The sequence below is a fragment of the Halobacillus sp. GSS1 genome, from assembly GCF_017307035.1.
Lineage (GTDB): Bacteria > Bacillota > Bacilli > Bacillales > Halobacillaceae > Halobacillus > Halobacillus litoralis.
This window is the reverse complement of the sequence record NZ_JAFLHE010000002.1, coordinates 374,465-393,770: the sequence shown is the minus strand read 5'-3', so window position 1 is coordinate 393,770 and position 19,306 is coordinate 374,465. Positions and strand designations below refer to the sequence as shown.

General features: G+C 46.3%; 16 protein-coding genes and 1 riboswitch. Of the genes, 3 read left to right on the top strand and 13 right to left on the bottom strand.

The genetic code is table 11. The annotated features are described in order from the left end of the window. Positions 1-220: 220 nt before the first annotated feature. Positions 221-889 (top strand): peroxiredoxin, encoded by a 669-nt coding sequence (locus J0K78_RS08430; protein WP_206946265.1) that lies wholly within the window; start codon positions 221-223, stop codon positions 887-889. A 77-nt stretch (positions 890-966) separates the two neighbouring features. Here the strand turns inward: J0K78_RS08430 and J0K78_RS08425 are convergent, their stop codons facing one another. The 6 genes from J0K78_RS08425 to J0K78_RS08400 form a co-directional block, all read right to left on the bottom strand. Continuing rightward, the gene (locus J0K78_RS08425) at positions 967-2,259 is read right to left on the bottom strand and encodes an NCS2 family permease (RefSeq protein WP_206946264.1); all 1,293 of its coding nucleotides are present in this window, start codon (positions 2,257-2,259) and stop codon (positions 967-969) included. Between the two features lie 67 nt (positions 2,260-2,326). Beyond that, a riboswitch (purine riboswitch) is annotated at positions 2,327-2,427 on the bottom strand. Positions 2,428-2,760: 333 nt separating this feature from the next. Further along, positions 2,761-3,219, bottom strand: a complete 459-nt coding sequence (locus J0K78_RS08420) for a DinB family protein (RefSeq protein ID WP_206946263.1) — start codon at positions 3,217-3,219, stop codon at positions 2,761-2,763. A 190-nt stretch (positions 3,220-3,409) separates the two neighbouring features. Beyond that, positions 3,410-4,954: a SagB/ThcOx family dehydrogenase gene (locus J0K78_RS08415; RefSeq protein ID WP_206946262.1), complete on the bottom strand. Its 1,545-nt coding sequence runs from the start codon at positions 4,952-4,954 to the stop codon at positions 3,410-3,412. A 19-nt stretch (positions 4,955-4,973) separates the two neighbouring features. Then, positions 4,974-6,920 carry a TOMM precursor leader peptide-binding protein gene (locus J0K78_RS08410; protein ID WP_206946261.1) on the bottom strand — a complete coding sequence of 649 codons (1,947 nt, stop codon included), beginning with the start codon at positions 6,918-6,920 and terminating at the stop codon, positions 4,974-4,976. Further along, positions 6,917-8,824, bottom strand: coding sequence for a bacteriocin maturation protein (locus J0K78_RS08405; protein ID WP_206946260.1), 1,908 nt, complete (start codon positions 8,822-8,824; stop codon positions 6,917-6,919). The genes J0K78_RS08410 and J0K78_RS08405 overlap by 4 nt, the downstream gene beginning before the upstream one ends. Positions 8,825-8,973: 149 nt before the next feature. Continuing rightward, positions 8,974-9,288 (bottom strand): heterocycloanthracin/sonorensin family bacteriocin, encoded by a 315-nt coding sequence (locus tag J0K78_RS08400; protein ID WP_202412409.1) that lies wholly within the window; start codon positions 9,286-9,288, stop codon positions 8,974-8,976. A 373-nt stretch (positions 9,289-9,661) separates the two neighbouring features. Here J0K78_RS08400 and J0K78_RS08395 point away from each other — a divergent pair, with 373 nt between their 5' ends. Next, a complete protein-coding gene (locus J0K78_RS08395; RefSeq protein ID WP_206946259.1) occupies positions 9,662-11,029 on the top strand; it encodes a DUF2254 domain-containing protein in 1,368 nt (455 codons plus the stop codon). Between the two features lie 77 nt (positions 11,030-11,106). Here J0K78_RS08395 and J0K78_RS08390 read toward each other — a convergent pair whose 3' ends face one another. The 6 genes from J0K78_RS08390 to J0K78_RS08365 all read right to left on the bottom strand — a co-directional run bounded on the left by J0K78_RS08390 (position 11,107) and on the right by J0K78_RS08365 (position 15,663). Next, positions 11,107-11,745, bottom strand: a complete 639-nt coding sequence (locus tag J0K78_RS08390) for a GNAT family N-acetyltransferase (protein ID WP_206946258.1) — start codon at positions 11,743-11,745, stop codon at positions 11,107-11,109. A gap of 90 nt (positions 11,746-11,835) precedes the next feature. After that, positions 11,836-12,870: a DUF2332 domain-containing protein gene (locus tag J0K78_RS08385; RefSeq protein ID WP_206946257.1), complete on the bottom strand. Its 1,035-nt coding sequence runs from the start codon at positions 12,868-12,870 to the stop codon at positions 11,836-11,838. 25 nt (positions 12,871-12,895) lie between these two features. After that, a complete protein-coding gene (locus J0K78_RS08380) occupies positions 12,896-13,348 on the bottom strand; it encodes a hypothetical protein (RefSeq protein WP_206946256.1) in 453 nt (150 codons plus the stop codon). Positions 13,349-13,454: 106 nt separating this feature from the next. Further along, positions 13,455-14,285 (bottom strand): ABC transporter ATP-binding protein, encoded by an 831-nt coding sequence (locus tag J0K78_RS08375; protein WP_206946255.1) that lies wholly within the window; start codon positions 14,283-14,285, stop codon positions 13,455-13,457. Positions 14,286-14,431: 146 nt separating this feature from the next. After that, positions 14,432-15,433 carry a DUF3231 family protein gene (locus tag J0K78_RS08370; RefSeq protein ID WP_206946254.1) on the bottom strand — a complete coding sequence of 334 codons (1,002 nt, stop codon included), beginning with the start codon at positions 15,431-15,433 and terminating at the stop codon, positions 14,432-14,434. A gap of 11 nt (positions 15,434-15,444) precedes the next feature. Continuing rightward, on the bottom strand, positions 15,445-15,663 hold the full coding sequence (locus J0K78_RS08365; protein ID WP_206946253.1) for a hypothetical protein: 219 nt from the start codon (positions 15,661-15,663) through the stop codon (positions 15,445-15,447). A gap of 730 nt (positions 15,664-16,393) precedes the next feature. On the opposite strand from J0K78_RS08365, the gene J0K78_RS08360 reads away from it, so the two are divergent. Further along, positions 16,394-16,873 (top strand): SRPBCC family protein, encoded by a 480-nt coding sequence (locus J0K78_RS08360; protein ID WP_206946308.1) that lies wholly within the window; start codon positions 16,394-16,396, stop codon positions 16,871-16,873. Positions 16,874-16,877: 4 nt separating this feature from the next. Here the strand turns inward: J0K78_RS08360 and J0K78_RS08355 are convergent, their stop codons facing one another. Then, the gene (locus J0K78_RS08355; protein WP_206946252.1) at positions 16,878-19,232 is read right to left on the bottom strand and encodes a penicillin acylase family protein; all 2,355 of its coding nucleotides are present in this window, start codon (positions 19,230-19,232) and stop codon (positions 16,878-16,880) included. Positions 19,233-19,306: the final 74 nt, after the last annotated feature.

Here is a 19,306-nt window from a genome sequence, read left to right as displayed (position 1 = left end):
GTATGTATCTTCTATATTACAATAAAATAACAATCGGTTCTTCCTTCATGTTATACTTCGAAGAATCCCTGAGGAAGCAATCTTCCCAGCTTTGAAATCCATACCATCAAACGTGCCATTCACTGAATTTACATATTTTACCCGACATACCCGTTTTGGTATATGAGAAATCGGTTATGAAACTACTGTGTACTTAAAAATCGCTACAAGGAGTGTTGGTATGGAACAAGAAAACCAGGTACAGAAACAAACTTACAGCTTACCTAGAATCGGTGAAAAAGCACCAGAATTCACAGCCCAGACGACCCATGGAGAAATTTCATTGAACGACTATGAAGGAAAATGGGTGGTTCTCTTCTCCCATCCTTCTGATTTCACACCAGTCTGTACGACTGAGTTCGTAGGCTTCCAGGGAGTTTATGATCAACTGCGCGAGCTGGATACGGAATTGATCGGCTTGAGTGTCGACAGTGTGACCTCACACATTGCCTGGATCAGGAATATTGAAGAAAATTTCCAAACGACCATTGAATTCCCCGTCATTGCTGATTTGGATAAGCAGGTCGCGACAAAGTTCGGGATGATTATGCCGGAAAGCAACGGAACAGAAACCTCAAGAGCTGTCTTTGTCATCGATGATAAAGGGACCGTCCGTTCCGTCATCTATTATCCACTCACAACAGGACGGAACATGGGAGAGATCGTACGCCTTGTAGAAGCACTGAAAACGACGGATGAACACGGCGTATCCACCCCGGCTGATTGGAAAAAAGGAGAAAAAGTCATTGCCTCTCCTCCAAAAACGACGGAAGACGCCAAAGCACGGATGGATAACCCTGACTATGACTGTGTCGACTGGTACTTCTGTAAAAAGGACCTGAACTCCTAATAGAGGAATGAAACAAAAAAGATCTGCCTCGCGCTTGATCAAAGCCCGAGACAGATCTTTTTTCATAGATAGGAGAATTATAAAAATACAAAGTACATAATAAAGAGTCCGCCAAGCGTGTACATAATCGGGTGTACCTGTTTCCAGTCCCGTTTCGCAATCATAGCGAATGGATAAAGAATAAAACCAAGCGCAATACCTGTAGCGACACTGAACGTGAGCGGCATCATGATGATCGTAACGAACGCCGGCACAACGATTTCAAATCGGCTCCAGTCAATTTCTTTCACTTCTGTCGCCATGAGAGCACCGACGATAATGAGCGCAGGTGCTGTCACTTCGGGTGTGATGACACCGAGGATAGGTGAAAAGAACAACGCAATGAAGAAACAGATGGAAATGACCACACTCGTAAACCCTGTGCGGCCTCCGACTGCAACTCCCGCGGACGATTCAACGAATGAAGCCGTCGTGGACGTCCCGAAGATCGCTCCTGCCACTCCGGACGTAGAGTCAGCCAATAGCGCACGGCCAGCGTTTGGAATTTTGTTGTCTTTCATAATTCCTGCCTGACTGGCAACCGCAATCAGAGCTCCTGCCGTATCAAAGAACGCAACAAATAAGAAGGTGAAAATAACGGCTAAGACTTCCGGTCTGAAGATATCCCCCAGATGCTGAAAAACGACGCCGAAAGTTGGCTCAAGGCTTGGAATTTCACCGACAACCGATTGAGGTACATCCACCAAGCCAACAATCATACCGATGATGCTGGTGATGACAATTCCGTAAAAAATGCCCCCGCGGATCCCACGGACAAGCATCATCAGCGTAACGATAAAGCCGAACGCAGCAAGAGCCGTCGTTGGAGAAGTCAGTTGTCCGATGGATACGAATGTCTCTTCGTTCCCTACGACGATGCCGGCGTTTTTCAAGCCAATGAACGCGATGAAAAAGCCGATACCTCCCGCTATCGCATGTTTCAAATCTTTCGGAATCACATTGATGATTTTTTCCCGGATCTTCAGAAGACTTAGAATCATAAAGATAATCCCTGCAATAAAGACACCGGTTAAAGCGACCTGCCACTCAATCCCCATACCAATCACGACAGAAAAGGTGAAGAAAGAATTCAACCCCATACTCGGCGCAATCCCTACAGGGAAGTTAGCAAGTAGTCCAATCAACAGCGAGCCGACGATCGCGGATAAAGCGGTCGCTGTGAATAATGCCCCTTTATCCATCCCTGCCTGACTTAAAATGATCGGATTGACGACTAGTATATAAGCCATGGAAAGAAACGTCGTCACTCCTGCGAGCGTTTCTTTTTGAAAGTTCGTTTCACGTTCTTTGAATTGAAAAAAGTTTCTCATGATGTTCCCTCCTATAAAACGAAAAAAGCACCGGTCATCTACCGGTGCTTATACCTAAGGAAAGGAACATAGACGTTCCCTCCCTTGTAGACGAGCCATTTCCGGTAGCTGGTAGAAACGTCCAGGCCATATTCCTGAACTTATACAAGGTGCTGTATTTGTATGAAATGATAGGGAGAATCATAACAATCGAAACGGTTGAGGTCAATGCATATAGAAAATGTTCGGGAATTCACTTTTTTCTGATATTTGCTGTCTCTGATTCCATTAATGCGCTCGGCAATCATCAGGTCACTCCAATATTAGATTTTTTATTGACACAATAAGGGGATATTCCCGCTATTGTCTACGTTCCCCTCTCTCAGGTAGCCGTATCTCATCATTCTACTTGAATTTCCCCTTAAGAAGGATAAATTCCATGCTCATCATTGGTGTGCCGTCAGAAAAAACGGATAACCAAAGAAAGCTGACTAGTCCCTCTAGTCAGCTTTCTGCGTTCATTCACTTGGTGACCTTTTCTTTCAAGGCTTTCACTGTACCGGTATGCACACCTTCATGATAGATTGTGAAGTTAAGAATTTCACCAACTGTTGGCAGAGATAGGAAAGGTTGAGCCGCTTCGTCATCGAGCTGACCGCTCAGTACTTCCTTCAGTTTGACCGGCTGCTCGTCAAGCTCTTGCTTCAGCTCATCAAGCGACGGGATGTCCCCCTCCCAATCGGCCGGCTTTGTTCCTGGTGCGAACAACTCTATGTAACGGGATGGAGTTTCGACCGATTTGCCTCCGAATTTCGCAAGTAGTGAGTTTTGCACAACGTAAATGTGGCCGATATTCCAGCGGATTGTGTTTTTGAACCCTTCCGGCTGCTCGTCTGCCTGGGATTCTGTGACACCTTCCAGTTGTTTTAATGTGGCTTGTCTTACAAGACTGATCTGTTTAAACAGTTGTTCTTCGTTCATATGAATCTCTCCCTTCTTCTCTAATATTCTAGCTTTCTCTATATTTGTTCACAACTATACTGCTCGTTGCCTGGACCATTTTCTTCTTGGAGCATACCCTTGACTCACGCTCTTTTAAAAGACTAAAAATGAAATCTCCTGCATCTCACAGGAGATTTCATTTTCCGTTAAAAGTGGCCTGGACTATAGGTTAGGTGTGCAGATTTGCAACAAGCGAACTCTTCGGTTGATAACAGCCAACAGGTACTTGAATAAGCGTCGTTTCTCCCGTTTTTTCCAACTGATAAAGATCATCACATGTCTTCCCGTCATACCCAAGCAACGGATGACCGTTCATCCCGAGTGCACTGGCTGTCAACAACAACCTTTGCAGAAGCATGCCCGCTTCCATCTGCTGAATCCGGTACCCCCTGTACCCGAGCTCTTTTTTATAGTGCGCCCGTTCACCGATGATATGAAGACAGATTGGCACTTGATGGAGATTGACATTATCGACCTTCATCGCCTTCTGTAACGGGAGACGGAAGTCCCCTTGGTGGATCTCAATTAATGAATGAGAGAGAGCATCATAGCGGTAGGCGCCGTCAGGCAATCCTTCAACACCATGAAAACATCCATAAATCGTAAGAGCGGACCGACCGTCTTCTGCATAGAGGTCTGAATCAGACGGTTGCATCGTCTCTTTCAAAAGCAAAGCGAGCTGCTTTAAAGGAATGGGACGGTTTATAAAATTCAATTCTGGTGAGTGCCTCTTCCGGCACGCCTCAGCAAGATCATAGACCAATGGTTCAACTTCCGGCAGCGGGTGGGCCGTCCCCATTTTTACATGGGCCCCTTTCTGTTTGATCGCCCCGAACTGCTCGGGAGAGTCAAACATGGCCTGATGATTGATTTTTTTAATGTACGGGAAATCGAGAACGTTTATGGAACGTTGATAGTGGCTGGTTTTGACTTCCAGAATGTCTTTGCTCCATGCTGCGGCAGGCAGGTTTTCTATTTGATCTTGCAGAAAAGAAAGCTTTCTTTCTGCAAATGGCACAACAGCGTAAATACTCTCCTCCTCCTCATTCAGTCCGAGCAATTGATTGATGTGGCGATCTAGGAATTGAAAATATACCCTTGTATAAAGTGAAGCACGTGAACTTACTTGCTGCCATTGCCCAAGAAGTGCTCCGGCATCCAGACCTTGAAGACGATAGGCGAATTGATTGTATTTGAAAAAGTTTTTCCAAAACATCGTCGTCACGAAAAGGACTCCCTGCGCTTCAGACACATCGCAGCGATTTCCAAGTGCTCCAGTTAGGAAAGAATCGAAATTCCCCTCCCGAATTAGAAGCAGACGATGGTGAGCCGCATCATAATGGTAGATCCCTTCTGGAAAACCCTCCATTTTTAAATAGATATACAATTCACTCGGATACAAACCTCCACCTGAAGGGACATAGCGGCGGAACGCATGGATGGTTTCTTCACCAGCCCCGTCTGGCTGCGGCATGGTTGTTTCACTGTATCCTGTCTGCCCGTAAACATACCAGAGTAAATGACTGAGCTTTTTAAGTCCAGTGGTCGTCTCTTCGTTTAACGAATGCGGAATTTCACAGTCGAGCGGGATCTCCTGTAGAGATTGGTAGAGTTTATAAGGAAGTGGAGCGTCCTCCCATGCGACTTTCCAATCCGCCGGAATGACCCGTTCACTTTGAAATTGCAAGTGGAATAAAAAACGGTCAAGATCCATCACACGCCTCCTTCAGCCATCAAGGGAATGGATGCGGATAAGGGTTGAGTTCACCGAGGGTAAGGTAACGATTTGTGTACCCGAGCTTCTTAGGAACTTCCAGGACTCTGTTCAGCCCCTCGAGACGTCTGAGGTGATGTCCGAAAGTCATAGGCAGCATCCCCGGGATCAACACTTTGACGCAGTGCAGTCCATTCCTTGCCAACTCGCTGGATGTCTGGTCTACAGCGATGACATCCATATTCAATTCCCGAAAAACTTCCAAAAGACCTTTTACATCCTCTGTGAGATCGGAATGGGTTCGCTTCGTTTGAAAAGCTTCTTCGAACGTTTGCAGAGGACGGTCCTGATTCAACAGGAAGCCAAGGCGTTCCTCGGCCTCCGGAAGTCCGTACACCATCCCATGATCATCCATTTTTTTCACGAGGGAAGAATCGCTCAGCATCTTCACATAGGTCTCTTTGTTCTTTTTGAACTCCTTGTTTAACGGTTCGATCATGCCGACACTTTCAAACACCGCACTTTTCACAGCTTTGACAGGATCCAGGTGAGCCCCTGCTGCACAAATCATATTCAAATCTCCAGTATCCGCCTTGCTCTTCTTGATGATAGTCAGGATACAAGGGATGCCATGTTCCATCGTCGCATTGTATAAATAAAGGTCGTAGCCTGCGATCTCTTTCATCCGGTCGATCATGATATTCAGTTCTTGATCGCCGGAAGAACAAGGGTCTATACGAGGTAGTGGAAGTTCTGCATACCAGGACATAAGAAAAGAATCACGTTCCAGGACTTCCAGCATCCCGTGGAAAATCGCTTCTTCCCTGCTCCCTCCAATGGCACATCCGTTGGAGGTTTCAAAAATGTACCCGCCTCCACAGCCCATGCTGTAGTAGGCAAGCCTCTCCGGTACTAAGATCGGAGTATTTTTCAATAACGAGTACCCCCACACCCAGTTCATTTTCTTATCGGGATGATAAGGGGTGAAAGGAAAACCTTTTTTCTCATACTGTTCAGCAGAATGAACGCCGACATCCAGAGGGTTAAGAGCTGAACCGAGGTTGCTGTAACAGTCATACACATTCGTCCTTTTTCCTTTTGGGTCCATGCCGCAAAATCGTTCCAGACCTTCCAGGATGGCGGTTTTTTCACTGACAGCATAGGAATTCGTACGTCCTGCCGAGCCTTCATTACCATTCATGAGCGGAAGATTCACGATCACATCCGCGAACGGAGTTTCAAAATCAATCATTTTATGATTGAGGAGCCCTGTACGAGGATCGAGGTAATCTTTCGTCAGGAATGTACTTAACTCTTCCATTGACCTTGAACGGAAACTTTCTTCACTGATTTTCATACTCGTCTTCAGAGGCATCTCAGCAAGAAGAGACGAATCGTTTACGAGACTGCTGCACACCGGACATTGGGAATCTGGCAAAAAAAGATGCCGGGAGTTTTCCAATGTCCTCATGTTGACAAGGTGGACCGCCTGATCTGTCCGGACACGTTTCCCTTCGCTCCAAAGTTTGACCTCGTGACTGATGACATACGCCATCTGCTGGATTCCGTTTCGAGAAACCCACTCATCCTGTCTTGCCTGTGCACCTTCCAGCAGTGTGTGTTGAATGTTCCAAAGGTCCTCGCGATCGCTTCCTGTCATGACTCTTCTCAAATCCGCACACTGCGAACATCCCACGCCACCCGGGGTGACGAACGGCCCGATGACGCCTTCACCAAAAGCAACAAAACCTCTCAGCCAACCGATCCCATATTCCCGTGCGATCTTTTCTCCCCTGATCGAGGAGGCCGGATTCCACCCGTCCTCCAACACGAGAAGCAGATCCGTCTTTTCCGGAACCGGCTTTTCAAAACTTCGTAGGCAGGTCACTTCATAATAAGGCTTCAGTTCCTTGACCACACAATCAAACAGAACGCCCTCACCTACAGCTGTTATGAAAATACTCATCCATTATCCTCCCTCTCCACCCATACCCCGCAAAGGTCGATCGCTCCGTCGTCATCGAAAGGATCCATGGAGATACGGACAAAGGAAGCTTTGTGCTGTCGTTTTTCCAACTGGGTAATGGCAAGAAGAAGGACCTCTTTATCGTCTGTTGCTTCCAGAGAAGGAAGGTCAAAAGAGTCCACAGACTCTTTTTCAAAATAAAGCCGGGAACAAGAAAGGAATGAATAGGCGGAAGGAAGGTGTTTATTTTGCTGCTCCAAAAGGAGAAGAAATAACGCCTTACGGACAGCCAGTGTTTCATGCAGCGCCACCACTCCCCTCCATTTGCTGTTCCGTGTTTTCACCCACACCACAGGAAAACCGAACCCATCATCTGATAGAGCAAGCTCCGGATTCGTATCCATTGTTTTGAGAACCTGCCAATAATAACGGCAATATTCATCTTCGATCTTGTTTAAAGTGATCTTTCTTGCCTTGTGATGGTCCTGAATCGTCCATTGGTTTTCGACCGCTTTTTGCAGAGCTCTTGAGCAGGCTTCGGTTTGACTCTCACCGGCACCGATGAAGAAGGCGTCATCAGACACCTTATGAGAATCAAGACTTTGTAAGATGTCACTTTTAAGCGGCTTCACATACGACTCCACACCCATAAAGCCCGCTTCCCGTCTTGCCTCTTCATGGGTTCTCCCTCCGGCAATGATCGCTGGGTTCACTTCCTGGGACTTCACATGAACCACTTGTACGCTACATTGGGAAAGGGGCAGTTGTTCCAGGTCACCTTCTTCCCATTGATAAAAAATGCCGAGAGGGCTCGCCGTTAACTCACCAAAATAATAGAGCCAATCCTTATCGTCTTTTTTGTCGTGCGGAAGTTCACCGCCAGGGTTTATCCTTTCTGTTGAAAATTTCTTTGCAGCGAGGGGATGGCGTTTAAAAGGATGCCACCCTCCCTCCAGGGTTTCCAAGTTCATCAAATAGACATGATTGCTCCGGTGGGACTCCGGTACTCCTGTCATTTTCTTGAACAGTTCAAATGTCATAACCGTTGCGAACATCGCTTGAGCGGGGCTTGACGCTAGGAAGGATGGCGATCCGCTTTTCATAGGCTCAGGCAGGCTGCGCCATGCCGATTCCCAATCGTTACTTGGAGCCTCATCTATATAAGGCCCTGCGATTCCATAAGTTCCCATCAGAGCGCCCGGAAAGAAGTCTTTTTTCTTTTCCACGCAGTCGTTCATGATGCTCTGAAGTTCTTCCCCCTTCTCTTCCGGGGATACGTATAGGACCGCATCATAAGGATCGATGATCTCGGACCAGGAAAAGGGCTCCTTTTCAAAATAAATGTCCACCGATGCGTTATCGTCTATTTTTCTGGCTGCTGTTTCTAATTCCGACAGCCTGTGGATGTTTGTCTTCTTCAAATCTGTTAGGAAGACAGAAACATTCGCCAATCCAGATTGAAACATAGCGGATACAAGTCCGGTCAACATGGTCCCCTCGCCAATCGCCAACACTTTTTTCGTCCGAAACTGTTGGAAATGCCAGGAAGGGGATTCTACGAAACTTTCTAAGTATTCGATTTGAGAAGAGAATGCTTCCACTACATGAGGGTCCAACTGATGAGGCCGTTGCTGGCTGACATCTACAAGGAACCCATTCTGATAAAGGGTTTCAGTAATTTCATAAAGCCGCTTGCGATAAGGATTCGGCAAGCCATCCGTCAGGCTTTCCAGTGAATGACTTCCATTCAGCATGGGGATGAGCTTCTCAATCCATTGTTGAATCATCGGACCTTCCATTCGGAAAGATCCCGCATTGTTTCTGAAATAAACACGATCGGTTTCCGGCATAAAAAACGTACCCTTTTTGACTTTGAGACACATGGAAGGTTTGACCTTTGTCATAACATTCCTCCTTGCCCTCTAAGGTGACTTCCTAACCGATTTTATGTATTCGAACACCCGTGTTATGCGTGGACAACATATAAGACCCCTGTCGGAATATCCAACAGGGGGGATTTTTTTGGTTCATATTGTATGCCTTGATCGATGGATCAACGGCCGCCGCACCGTCCGCAGCGCCCACAACCACCGCAACGGGCACAGCCGGCGCAACGAGCACAGCCTCCGCATCCTGCACACCGGGCACAACCACCACAACCGCCACAACGCGCGCAGCCGCCACATCCACCACAGCCGAAGCAGCTGAAACATCCGAAACAGCCACCGATTCCAAACCCGCCCAAGCCAAGTCCTACACACAACCGAGCATCATTTGAATAAACTTCTCCCTGCTGACTCGGGACTAATTGTTGAGCATGAAATTCACCGACATCTAAGTTCTGAATTTGATTTTGAAATTCATTCAACTTGTTTTCCCCTCCATTGTTCCATTCTTTGTGCACAGAAAGCACAAAGCACGACGTTCACAACAACGTATGATGAAAGCCTATGGTATGTTACTACTCTGAACGGAAGATAAGGAGGAAGAATTATGTAGGAAAGACACTACTAAACGGTGTCTCTCCTTTACATAATCCGGAAATGGGCTGCCCATCTATATTATAGTGCGAGATCATACATCTTCTGACATCACTACGACATATCCTTATCTATTATCCAAAACACTACTCATTATAAATGGCTTCCATCAAAAAAGGTTAAAAGATAGAGGGTTGTGGAAGAACTGTAAGATGGATGATTAAAGGAACGTCATCCTACTACAAGGACAGGAGTGGAAAAATGAAAAAACCGGATATTCAGCGTTATTTTTTTATGACCAAACGGGAAAGACGAAATGAACTAAACCAAACGTTATGGTTGATGCCCCTTCGTTACATAGGGGTGGCTCTTTTACTATCCTTAATCAGTGCATTCCTTGATACTTATTTAGACATACCAAAGCATTTGCCTGATGTTATGGTATTCAACGGTCCTACGGCCAGGTTGTTAATTACAACACTAATAGGCGGCGTTCTTACACTGAGTGCATTTACAATCAACTCCTTGTTGGTAGCCTTGACTACTCTTAGCGGACAATTTTCTTCACGGATGGTTTTGAATTTCATCAGTGAAGCTCCAACCCAACATGTTCTTGGGATTTTCAACGGAAGCTTTATTTATGTCTTATTAAATATCCTTTTCCTGAGCAATAGCTCCAACGAAGCCTATTTTGTTATTCCGGTGCTTTCTGTCATGGTTACTTTTATTGCTGCAATCACCTTTATCTATTTCGTCAACCATACCTCCACATGGCTGCAAGTTCATAACATTACATCAAACATGAAAAAGACAACAAGAAATACGATTAGGAGTTCTTTATTGGAGGACATTGGTCCTTACAGAACGGCAGGAGAAGAATATAGAGACGAAATTTCTTCCAGGAAAGAAACAAAAACCATCTACGCTAGTAAATCAGGGCATTTACAGTCCGCAAATTTCCAAAAATTAATTGAGGAAGCGAAGAAAGATGAAATCGTCATCGAATTAAGAGTATCTATAGGGCAATTTATACTGGAAGGGACTCCACTCTTTGATTACTGGCAAGGTAAAAAAACGTTCGATGAAGAAAAATATAGAAGGCTCGTCCGTGTCGATACGAAAAAAACCGAAATTCAAGATTTGGAGTTCGGGCTGGAGAAACTCGTGGAAGTTGCGGCGAAGGGATTAGGAAATAATGATCCACTGACTGTTAACAACACACTTTACCAGATTACGGACTTGTTAAAAGAAATAGGCAATGCTACAAGTTTCTCGCCTATTCTGGTGGATGACGAAAATCATGTAAGATTAAAGCTGAAATATGATGGTTTTGATTACTTTCTCTATAAGAGTTATGGGTACATTCGGGAATATGCAGGTCAAAATTCCACCGTCATCATAACGATTATGGAAATGCTCAGTCTTTTAGCAGAATCTATGGATGATAACGTCCATAAAGATATTTGGCAGTTTGCCGAGCATACGATTAAAGGGTACCAACAGTACACGCTCTATCAAGAAGATTGTTATTACATTTTAAGAAATTTAAAAGCAGTCGCTGCTCATACCAATCATACAGAGGCTTATCCTCCTTTAGAAAAAATGCTTTCGAAAAGAGTGTTCTCCTAATTTGATGACCATGCCTGACTCCCACTATATACCATCAGGGAAGTGGGCAGTCAGCCCTCATAATCCTTTACAGACACTTATTCATCAAGCATTGATGCAGCTTTTTCAAATTCACGCTGGCTCTCCTGGACCTTCTTTTCCTTTGGAGGAAACGATTGATCAAACTTATCGACTTCCTCTTCATCAACCTCCAGCGCATTAGAAAAAACGACATAACCGGATAGATCCTCAAGCGCCCCTTCGTAAAGCGGCAGGACAAACAAGCCTTTATAGAACTTTCCATCAGGCATGGAGATGTTGTATTTCTTCCCGCCCAGGAAGCCATATGGTTCATAATGATGAGGAAAGCCCAGAGTCAGGATGGCACGGTATCCCTTTTCTTCAGCTGCTTGAATGGAATGCGTGATCAACTTTCTTCCGAGCCCTTGTCTATGATAGTCAGGAGAGATGAAAACCGGACCAAAACTGATCGTTTGATATTCTGTCTGATCTTCGGCCACTATTTTTGAATGGGTATAGAAAATCCCACCGACGATCTCACCATCAGCCTCGATCACAAAGGAGAGGTCCTTAATAAAGTCTGCGTGGTCCCTCATTTTGTGGATGACGAAGTGTTCATGACATCCAGGGAAATATAAATTCCAAAAGGCTTCTCGCGCTAATTCTTCCACTCTTCTGTAATCTTGTGGTTTTTCGTTTCTAATGTTCAGTTGCATAGATCGTCTCCTCACACAATTTATAGGCTTATTAGTATAATTCTCAAGTTTCAGTTGTATAAACACAACCGTATCTAAAACTTCACGACCTCAATGTGACCCCAATTCCCAATCAAACCACCGCCCATGACCATCCGTATCACCGATTGTCTCCGTCTTAAAACGGCCACTGACAACAGAATCCACGTGAAGCATTCGATCATTTATATTGTTGTAGATATGATAAACGTCTCTTTTCTTTCCAATAGTCGCCACTTGACGAAGAAAATCATCTTTTACGCTTTCCGGCATCTGGTTGGCGACATGGGTATGGAAGATACATAGAGTCGTATCCTCTGGAATTCCATCAGCAATTTCAGGAAGCATGGTTACACCATCCCCTTCTTTTAAAACGGGAGGGTGGAGTCTCAGTTGTTGAACGGCTGTTTCAAAATTCTTTCTCCGCTCCTCATGCTCCGGCCATATGAGCGCCTTCAGCCAATGAACATCCTCTTCTTTAGTTAAATCACTGACATGTAAGTCGATCCCTATTCGTTCTTTCACCGGTGGGATCTGTTTAAGAACATGTAAAGGAAGCTCACCTTTTCTCACCTTTGATGTGAGATGAACAAAAGAATCCGGTTTTCCATAGGATCCATCGTCTCCATAAGAATAGCTGTACTGATCCCAAAGTAGTTGCAGCCCGGCACTTGTACCAATTTCAATAAGCGATAAAGGCTTTTCTGTTTGTTGATGAATGGAACAGAATACAGGATAAAGATACGCACACCGGCGGACCTCGTTCGTCTGGACACGTTTCGTCTGCAGACGATGAATGATAGCGTCTTCATTTTCTATACAAAAGGCTTTAAAGACAGGAAAAGGATTGCGCTCTCTTTCAGGTTTGTCCGTTATACTCTCGTAGAAAATCCCAAGGTCATGGTCAGTCCCTCGCAACAGCAAATCGTGGACAGCAGCGAAGAGCAGGTTAGGTACAGGCTGCCCTTCTTTTGCCTTTAGACACAGCTGCAATACATACGTGTCATCAGGGATTTGCAGCGACAACCGTTTGTAAAGGTCACTGGAACCTTCACATTCTTCCTTTGCGAAATCAATGAATCGTTCAGCCAATCTTTGTATTTTCATCCGTTTCCACCTTCATCTATTTCTCCTATCTTTTCAGGACCTTCGAATCGATCACTTCTCTATCTCCATTATGTATAAGTTCAATTTCATGATGTGATTGCAAGTTTTTTTCAATGTACCAGATGTACAAACCCTTCCATTGGTGCTCTACCGACTTATTTTCAGGAAGCACGGCTGTTACATCCAGCATCGCAGCTCTTTCATTCCCCACCTTCACGGTTCGCTCGTCTGCTCTGCGGACCACCCCATAAAGGAGGTCGTCACCATGAACGAACATACGATTCAACTTTTCACCTGTTCTCTCCCTTTCCCAGGGGTTGACGGACACCAGTCCTGCCTTCCAGCCAAAGATACTTTTTTTAACTTTAACGGCTCCTATATGCTGGTCATCCTTGATGAAAAAGAATAAAGCTGCTTCATGCAAGCGTTTTTCAAACTGACCTACATCCATGATGGCAATAATAACCATAAAAAACATAACATACCTCTTCTTATCTGCAAATAGATACGGGAAGGAGAGGACGATTGTCCGTACTTTTCCCTAAAGAAAAAAGCCTGGAGGAATCATCCTCCAGGCTAAACGCTTATCCATAGATACTGACTGGTTTTTGAGTTTCATTACCGACTTCCTGCCCAATCAAATCATACGTGATCAATGCCGGGCGATGGGTGCGAGGGTCCGTTACAATGGCGGCATCTATGTTGAACACCCGCCTCAGGACTGCCGAAGTCATCACTTCATGTGTCGTCCCTTCCTTGACGATCTTCCCGCCATTCAAAGCGACTAAATGGTCTGCGAAGCGAGCTGCATGGTTCAAGTCGTGAAGCACCATGACAATCGTTCGACCTTCTTCTTTGTTCAACTTTTCCAAAAGGGTGAGTACTTCAAGCTGGTGAGCAAGATCAAGATAAGTCGTCGGTTCATCCAACAGCAGCAAATCCGTCCCCTGCGCTAAGGCCATCGCGATCCACACTTTTTGACGCTGACCGCCGGACAAAGCATCGATTTCACGTTCAGAAAATTGCTGAACGCCTGTTACCTCAAGAGCCCATTCGATGATGTCCCGGTCTTCCTTCGTCAATTTACCGAATCCGCGCTGATGGGGAAAACGTCCATAAGAAACGAGCTCATAAACCGTCAATCCACTTGGGGCCTGAGGGGTCTGGGGAAGAACAGCCATTTTCTTTGCGATTTGCTTCGTCGATTCTTTATGTATCGCTTTGCCATCTAAATAGACGATACCGGACTTCGGTTCAAGCAGGCGCGACATCGTTTTCAAAATCGTCGATTTCCCACAGCCGTTCGGACCGATGATCGTCGTGATTTCTCCTTCAGGGATATGCAGGTTCAAATCTTCGACAATTTTCACTTCACCATAGGCTATGCCTAAGTCCTGCATGGACATTCTCACCATTGTTGAGCACCTCACCTTTTATTTGCAAAAATGATATCCGTTCAATGTAGATAGTAATAATCATTCTCAATTAATCGTATACGCAATTTTATTTTTCGTCAAGGTAGAACAAATAAAAGAAGCCTTCTTTGCAACAAAGAAAGCTTCTAAGAAAGTTGACTACGGTCAGGGGCAAGCGGCGGTTGTTCCAGCCATCCTTTTTTAATACTAAGGACCGCTCCGTCCGATGCAAACTTGGCGGTTTCCCAAGCGAGACGAGCAAAAGAAAGGGACAAATCTTTTCTTGCCAATTGTGATAAAGCGAATCCATAGTTGGCCAACCCGCTCGCTGAAGCCATACCTGTATGGTAGTGCATCAAACGATCAGAGAACGGCGGTATTTTTGATTCCGTCACTTCGGGATCCCACAATTGTGGTGCCGGCAGATCCTCATCCGTGAGTTGATTAATGAAAATGTCAATGTGTTTGTGTGAGATCTTCTTGCCCCTATTCAGATATTCTCTCAAATCCTCCGATTTTGCTGACTGACTGAAAGCGATCATTAAAGACTTTCCGAGCATGTTCGTATCTAAATTGACATATAGCTCTTTAATTTCCTGCGCCGAAATTGCCCGATTTTTTCCTCTTAACTTACCTAAGAATGACGTATTTTCCACAAAAGAAACCTCTGTCGGAATCGGGATGCTCGGTGTACGAATGACAATCCCTTTCTCAAGCAGCGCTTCAACAGCATCGTTGAAGACTTTCACATACTCCTCCATGTTCTTCTTCAGAAACATACGAATGTCTCGCCTGTGGGAAGCGAACAGGGCATTGGAATAATTGATGATGGACGTCCGGCTCATCTCTTTCAGATAAAACAAATAGAACTTGTCTGAGAACATCCTTGGAGCATCAAGAAAAACATCCGTCTCCCCAAAACCATGGGGAACTTTCATCCCTTCCTGAGAGAAGATTTCCTGATAGGCTGAAACCCTCTCCTTGATCAATTTTGCGTTATCTTCCAACAATTGTTTGGCATCCCGGTCCACCACATGATGCTGAAAACTTTCCATAACCACATCAAGCATCGTCTCCCCTATGTATCCGGCCCATAACACCCCAATTTCTCCTGAAGTTAACGGAACAATACGACCATCCTGACTCATAACCTGTCACCTCACTTATATCGTTGAGCTGTTGAGAAATATTGAAACCAAAACCGGAATTCATCAAAGAAGACTTCCTTTGTCAATTCGATGTTGTCAAAGAAATCCTCAAGATCCTCTTCCTCCACTTCATCCAAAAGCCCTGTTACATACAAAGGGGTTTGAAAACGGCTGTAGACGTCTCCATATCCGTATGTTTCAAAAACGTCTTTCATTTGTTCTTCCCTCATGAGCGCACACTCCTTTTCTCTAGGGTGGCACGATTCCTCCTCTCGTATTCCATTTTCCATATAAACTGTTCAAGTATCTGGCAGGATTGTGGAAGATTCCGTTTCGAGATGTTGCTGGGGTTCGTTGCCTTTAGAGAGCTTCAGGGGTGACGGGGAGCTACTCGCTTTCCTGCGGGGATGACGGCAAGCCTCCTCGTGCTGCGCACTGTGGGGTTATGCCTGCCAATCCATTCCCGTGGGAGTCTCACAGCTTCCCAACCACCCCATTCAATGTATGAGTGAAACGAACCTCTTTGCCAAGTTGGAAGGTCTTCTACTATCCAACTGTTAGGGGTGTAAAGCGCTCTGGATCAAGCTTTTCCGTGCTGGGGGAGGTGTTCTATCATCCATTTCTCATAATCAAACGAGCTGACCTTATCGTAGTGGTTTCGAGAACCTTCCATGGTAAAGGGGCGAAGGGAAATGCGAGACTCCTATTTTAAATGTGCAGGCGTCACCAGTCGCTAGGCGCCGGAACCGGATATCTAGGAGGGGAAAATTGCAGGGTGAGACCCCACAGGACGCAGTCCGAGGAGGCTCACCCCGCTCCCGCGGAAAGCGAGCTATTCCCCGCAGACCCCACCCACTCAAGAAAATTCTCGTAACTGAGTCTTCAAGAATAGGAAGCTTATCTAGAAGATCTGAGGTGCGGTATAATGATAGGCAAGTTAAGGGGAAGGAGTGGTGAATGGTGCCTTTGATTAATCATCGTATATTTATAAAAGCACCCGTTCATATTTGTTTTGACCTCGCGAGAAATGTAGATGTCCATACACGAACCACGAGCAAGACAGACGAAAAAGCGGTGGCTGGCGTGACGGAAGGCTGGATGGAAGAAGGTGACGAAGTGACATGGGAAGCGACACACTTCGGCATCCGCCAACGACTGACGGCCCGGATCACAGAAATGGATTGGCCACACCGCTTCGTCGATGTGATGGTAAAAGGAGCCTTTCATTCCTTCACCCACACCCATGAGTTTTTTGAAGAAGCAGGAGGCACGATGATGGTGGATACGTTCGCCTATCAATCTCCACTCGGGCCCCTTGGTCTTATGGCCGACCGTCTTTTTTTGGAGAAATATATGGAAAGCTTTATCAAACTTCGTGCCCTTGAACTGAAGAAGATGGCGGAAAACGAAAAAGACTCAGAGGTGAACTCTGAGTCTTAAATTATCACGGATGAAGAGTCAGCACTTCCCCCTCCACTTCATCCGTGGAGGTCAGGTGATACTCCCCTTCCACCCAATCTTCCAGTTGATCGTGATACCAGTCGCTTCTGAAATGACCGGATTGTCCCGGGCCGACGACATGGTATGCTTCGGTCGGGTCTTCCATGTCGATGACAAAGCGCCACGATGCTCCGTGATTGACGAGGCCTTCACTATTGAAACCAGCGGCTCGGACAGTTACTCGACTGCCACTGACCGGATGAGGATCGCCTGGATTCAGGAACCTCTCTAGAAACCCGATACTTGAAAGAGGATGGGTGAATTCAACCGCATGCGCTTCTCCCCACTTCCATTCTGAAGGATCCTCTCCAAACTCTTCCTTCACCTCATTCAGCGTCGCTTGAAATGCCTCGGAGATCACTGCTTCCATACCTCCAGCTTTTTGCATCCATCGGGACTCATCGCCCATCCGCAGCAACTCATCCGTTGTCTGTCCGGACCCTTTGAAAAATTGTTGAATGTCTCCTGACAGATCCACATTGTAAAGTTGATCCTCGATGTTCGCCATCCAACGGTGGAAAATTAACGGCTGCGCAAGTGTACGATCATCCTCCCTGTTCCACTCTTCCATCAGAGCCATCGTTTCTTTTTCAAGGGCCGTTACAGCCTCAACCTGCTCCAAAAGAAGGGGTAAGAACTCTTCCGCCTGAAGGTTTTTCACATCCATCTGCATCGCTTGGAATTGCTCCGGTGTCAGTTCGTTTTCTCCCTCGAGCATTTCGCTGATCCTTGCGTAACGATAAAGCTGTGCCCAATTGTGACTGATATGGTAAGGATAGTCCTCCGTCGTAATTTTATTGTTCGCCGTTGCAATGAATCCTTCCTCCGAGTTTACCACTCTCGGCAATTCATCAAATGGGATGAACCCCTGCCACTCATCCTCAGACTCCCATCCGCGCATCGGAAGCAAGGCATCCTCCGGTTCATTGTAGATCGGCACCTGGCCATTCGCCTTGTAGGCGATCGTTCCGTCTTTGCTTGCAAAAACGAAATTCTGCGCCGGGGCCAGGAACTTCTCCAACCCTTTCTCGAAAGACTCCCAATCATCGGCACGGTTCATCTCAAGCACCGCTTCCAGTTCCGTCGTCGCATCAAGGGCAGTCCATCGTAACGAGAGCAGCGTATCTTTCCCAGACTCCCCTGCATAATCGCTGATCACCGGCCCGTGGCGGGTCTCTACAACCTCAAGTTCCACAGCTTCTCCGTCTTTCACATCAATCGTTTCTGTGAACACATCCGCTTCTTCCCATTCATCTTCGTATAAAAATTCGTGCGGATTCTCAGGATTCCTTTTTTCTAAGTACAGTTGCTGCACATCAGGTCCAACGTTCGTCACACCCCAGGCGATGTTGTCGTTATGTCCAAGAATGATGCCGGGAATACCTGCGAAAATAACCCCTGAAACGTTGTAACCTGGCGCTTCCAAGTGCATTTGATACCAGATGGACGGTGTCGCCATCCCTAAATGCGGATCATCAGCGAGCATCGGTGATCCAGAAGCCGTACGCTCTCCACTCACAACCCAGTTGTTGCTCCCGTTAAATTCGTTCGGAATGATGACATTGGCAAAACTTTTCTCGATATCAACAGCGTCTGCTTCGGCAAGGACCGTCGGGGCATCTTCAGGGTATGCCGGGAAAAGTTCGTACGCCTCCTCTTCAGAAAAATTCTGCAGCAAGTAGTAGTTGAACGCCTGCCGCTCCCAGTGGCCGCCAAGGTCGAACGCCATGTATTTTCCTATCGTTAATGAATCGAGCGGTGTCCACGGTTCGGGATCGATGTTCATCATCGCAAACTCCGGGGGCAGCGGTTCGTTTTCCATGAAGGCATTAACTCCCTCCGCAAACGCCTCCAGCCGTTCGGTCGCTTCGTCTGAATAAACAGCCAGAGACTTTTCTGCCGCCCGTCTAAGACCGAGGGTCCGGAAATAACGGTCCTGATCAACCGTGGCCTCCCCGACCACTTCACTCAACCGGCCGGATGCCTGCCTGCGTGCAAGCTCCATTTGAAAGAGCCGGTCCTGCGCCTGGACATAGCCCTGGGCGCGAAAGACGTCGAGTTCATTTTCGGCCTGAATATGAGGCACCCCCTGTTCATCTCTCGTCACGGTCACGGACGCTTCCAGTCCAGAGAGGGATGCCTCCCCGTCCGTCTCCGGCAGGCTCCTCAAAGTGTAAGCGTTTACAAAAACGACAACACTAACCAGCAAGATCATGACGATTCCGAGCGTCAGCCAGGTCGCCTTTTTCCAGCGTGGTCTTTTCTTTTTCTGTGGTTCGATCTGTCTAGCTGTCTCCATTCCCCCACCTCCTGAACTTTCCTTCATTATATCTCATTTTCGAGAAAATAGATTAAAGAATTTCCGAAACGGGT

Bases quoted from the DNA above. Each gene is read 5' to 3' on its own strand.
- J0K78_RS08405 (WP_206946260.1), bottom strand. From the start codon at position 8,824: ATGACAAAGGTCAAACCTTCCATGTGTCTCAAAGTCAAAAAGGGTACG.
- J0K78_RS08370 (WP_206946254.1), bottom strand. From the start codon at position 15,433: ATGAGTCAGGATGGTCGTATTGTTCCGTTAACTTCAGGAGAAATTGGG.
- J0K78_RS08365 (WP_206946253.1), bottom strand. From the start codon at position 15,663: ATGAGGGAAGAACAAATGAAAGACGTTTTTGAAACATACGGATATGGA.
- J0K78_RS08385 (WP_206946257.1), bottom strand. From the start codon at position 12,870: ATGAAAATACAAAGATTGGCTGAACGATTCATTGATTTCGCAAAGGAA.
- J0K78_RS08380 (WP_206946256.1), bottom strand. From the start codon at position 13,348: ATGTTTTTTATGGTTATTATTGCCATCATGGATGTAGGTCAGTTTGAA.
- J0K78_RS08355 (WP_206946252.1), bottom strand. From the start codon at position 19,232: ATGGAGACAGCTAGACAGATCGAACCACAGAAAAAGAAAAGACCACGC.
- J0K78_RS08415 (WP_206946262.1), bottom strand. From the start codon at position 4,954: ATGGATCTTGACCGTTTTTTATTCCACTTGCAATTTCAAAGTGAACGG.
- J0K78_RS08395 (WP_206946259.1), top strand. From the start codon at position 9,662: ATGAAAAAACCGGATATTCAGCGTTATTTTTTTATGACCAAACGGGAA.
- J0K78_RS08375 (WP_206946255.1), bottom strand. From the start codon at position 14,285: ATGGTGAGAATGTCCATGCAGGACTTAGGCATAGCCTATGGTGAAGTG.
- J0K78_RS08430 (WP_206946265.1), top strand. From the start codon at position 221: ATGGAACAAGAAAACCAGGTACAGAAACAAACTTACAGCTTACCTAGA.
- J0K78_RS08410 (WP_206946261.1), bottom strand. From the start codon at position 6,920: ATGAGTATTTTCATAACAGCTGTAGGTGAGGGCGTTCTGTTTGATTGT.
- J0K78_RS08390 (WP_206946258.1), bottom strand. From the start codon at position 11,745: ATGCAACTGAACATTAGAAACGAAAAACCACAAGATTACAGAAGAGTG.
- J0K78_RS08425 (WP_206946264.1), bottom strand. From the start codon at position 2,259: ATGAGAAACTTTTTTCAATTCAAAGAACGTGAAACGAACTTTCAAAAA.
- J0K78_RS08420 (WP_206946263.1), bottom strand. From the start codon at position 3,219: ATGAACGAAGAACAACTGTTTAAACAGATCAGTCTTGTAAGACAAGCC.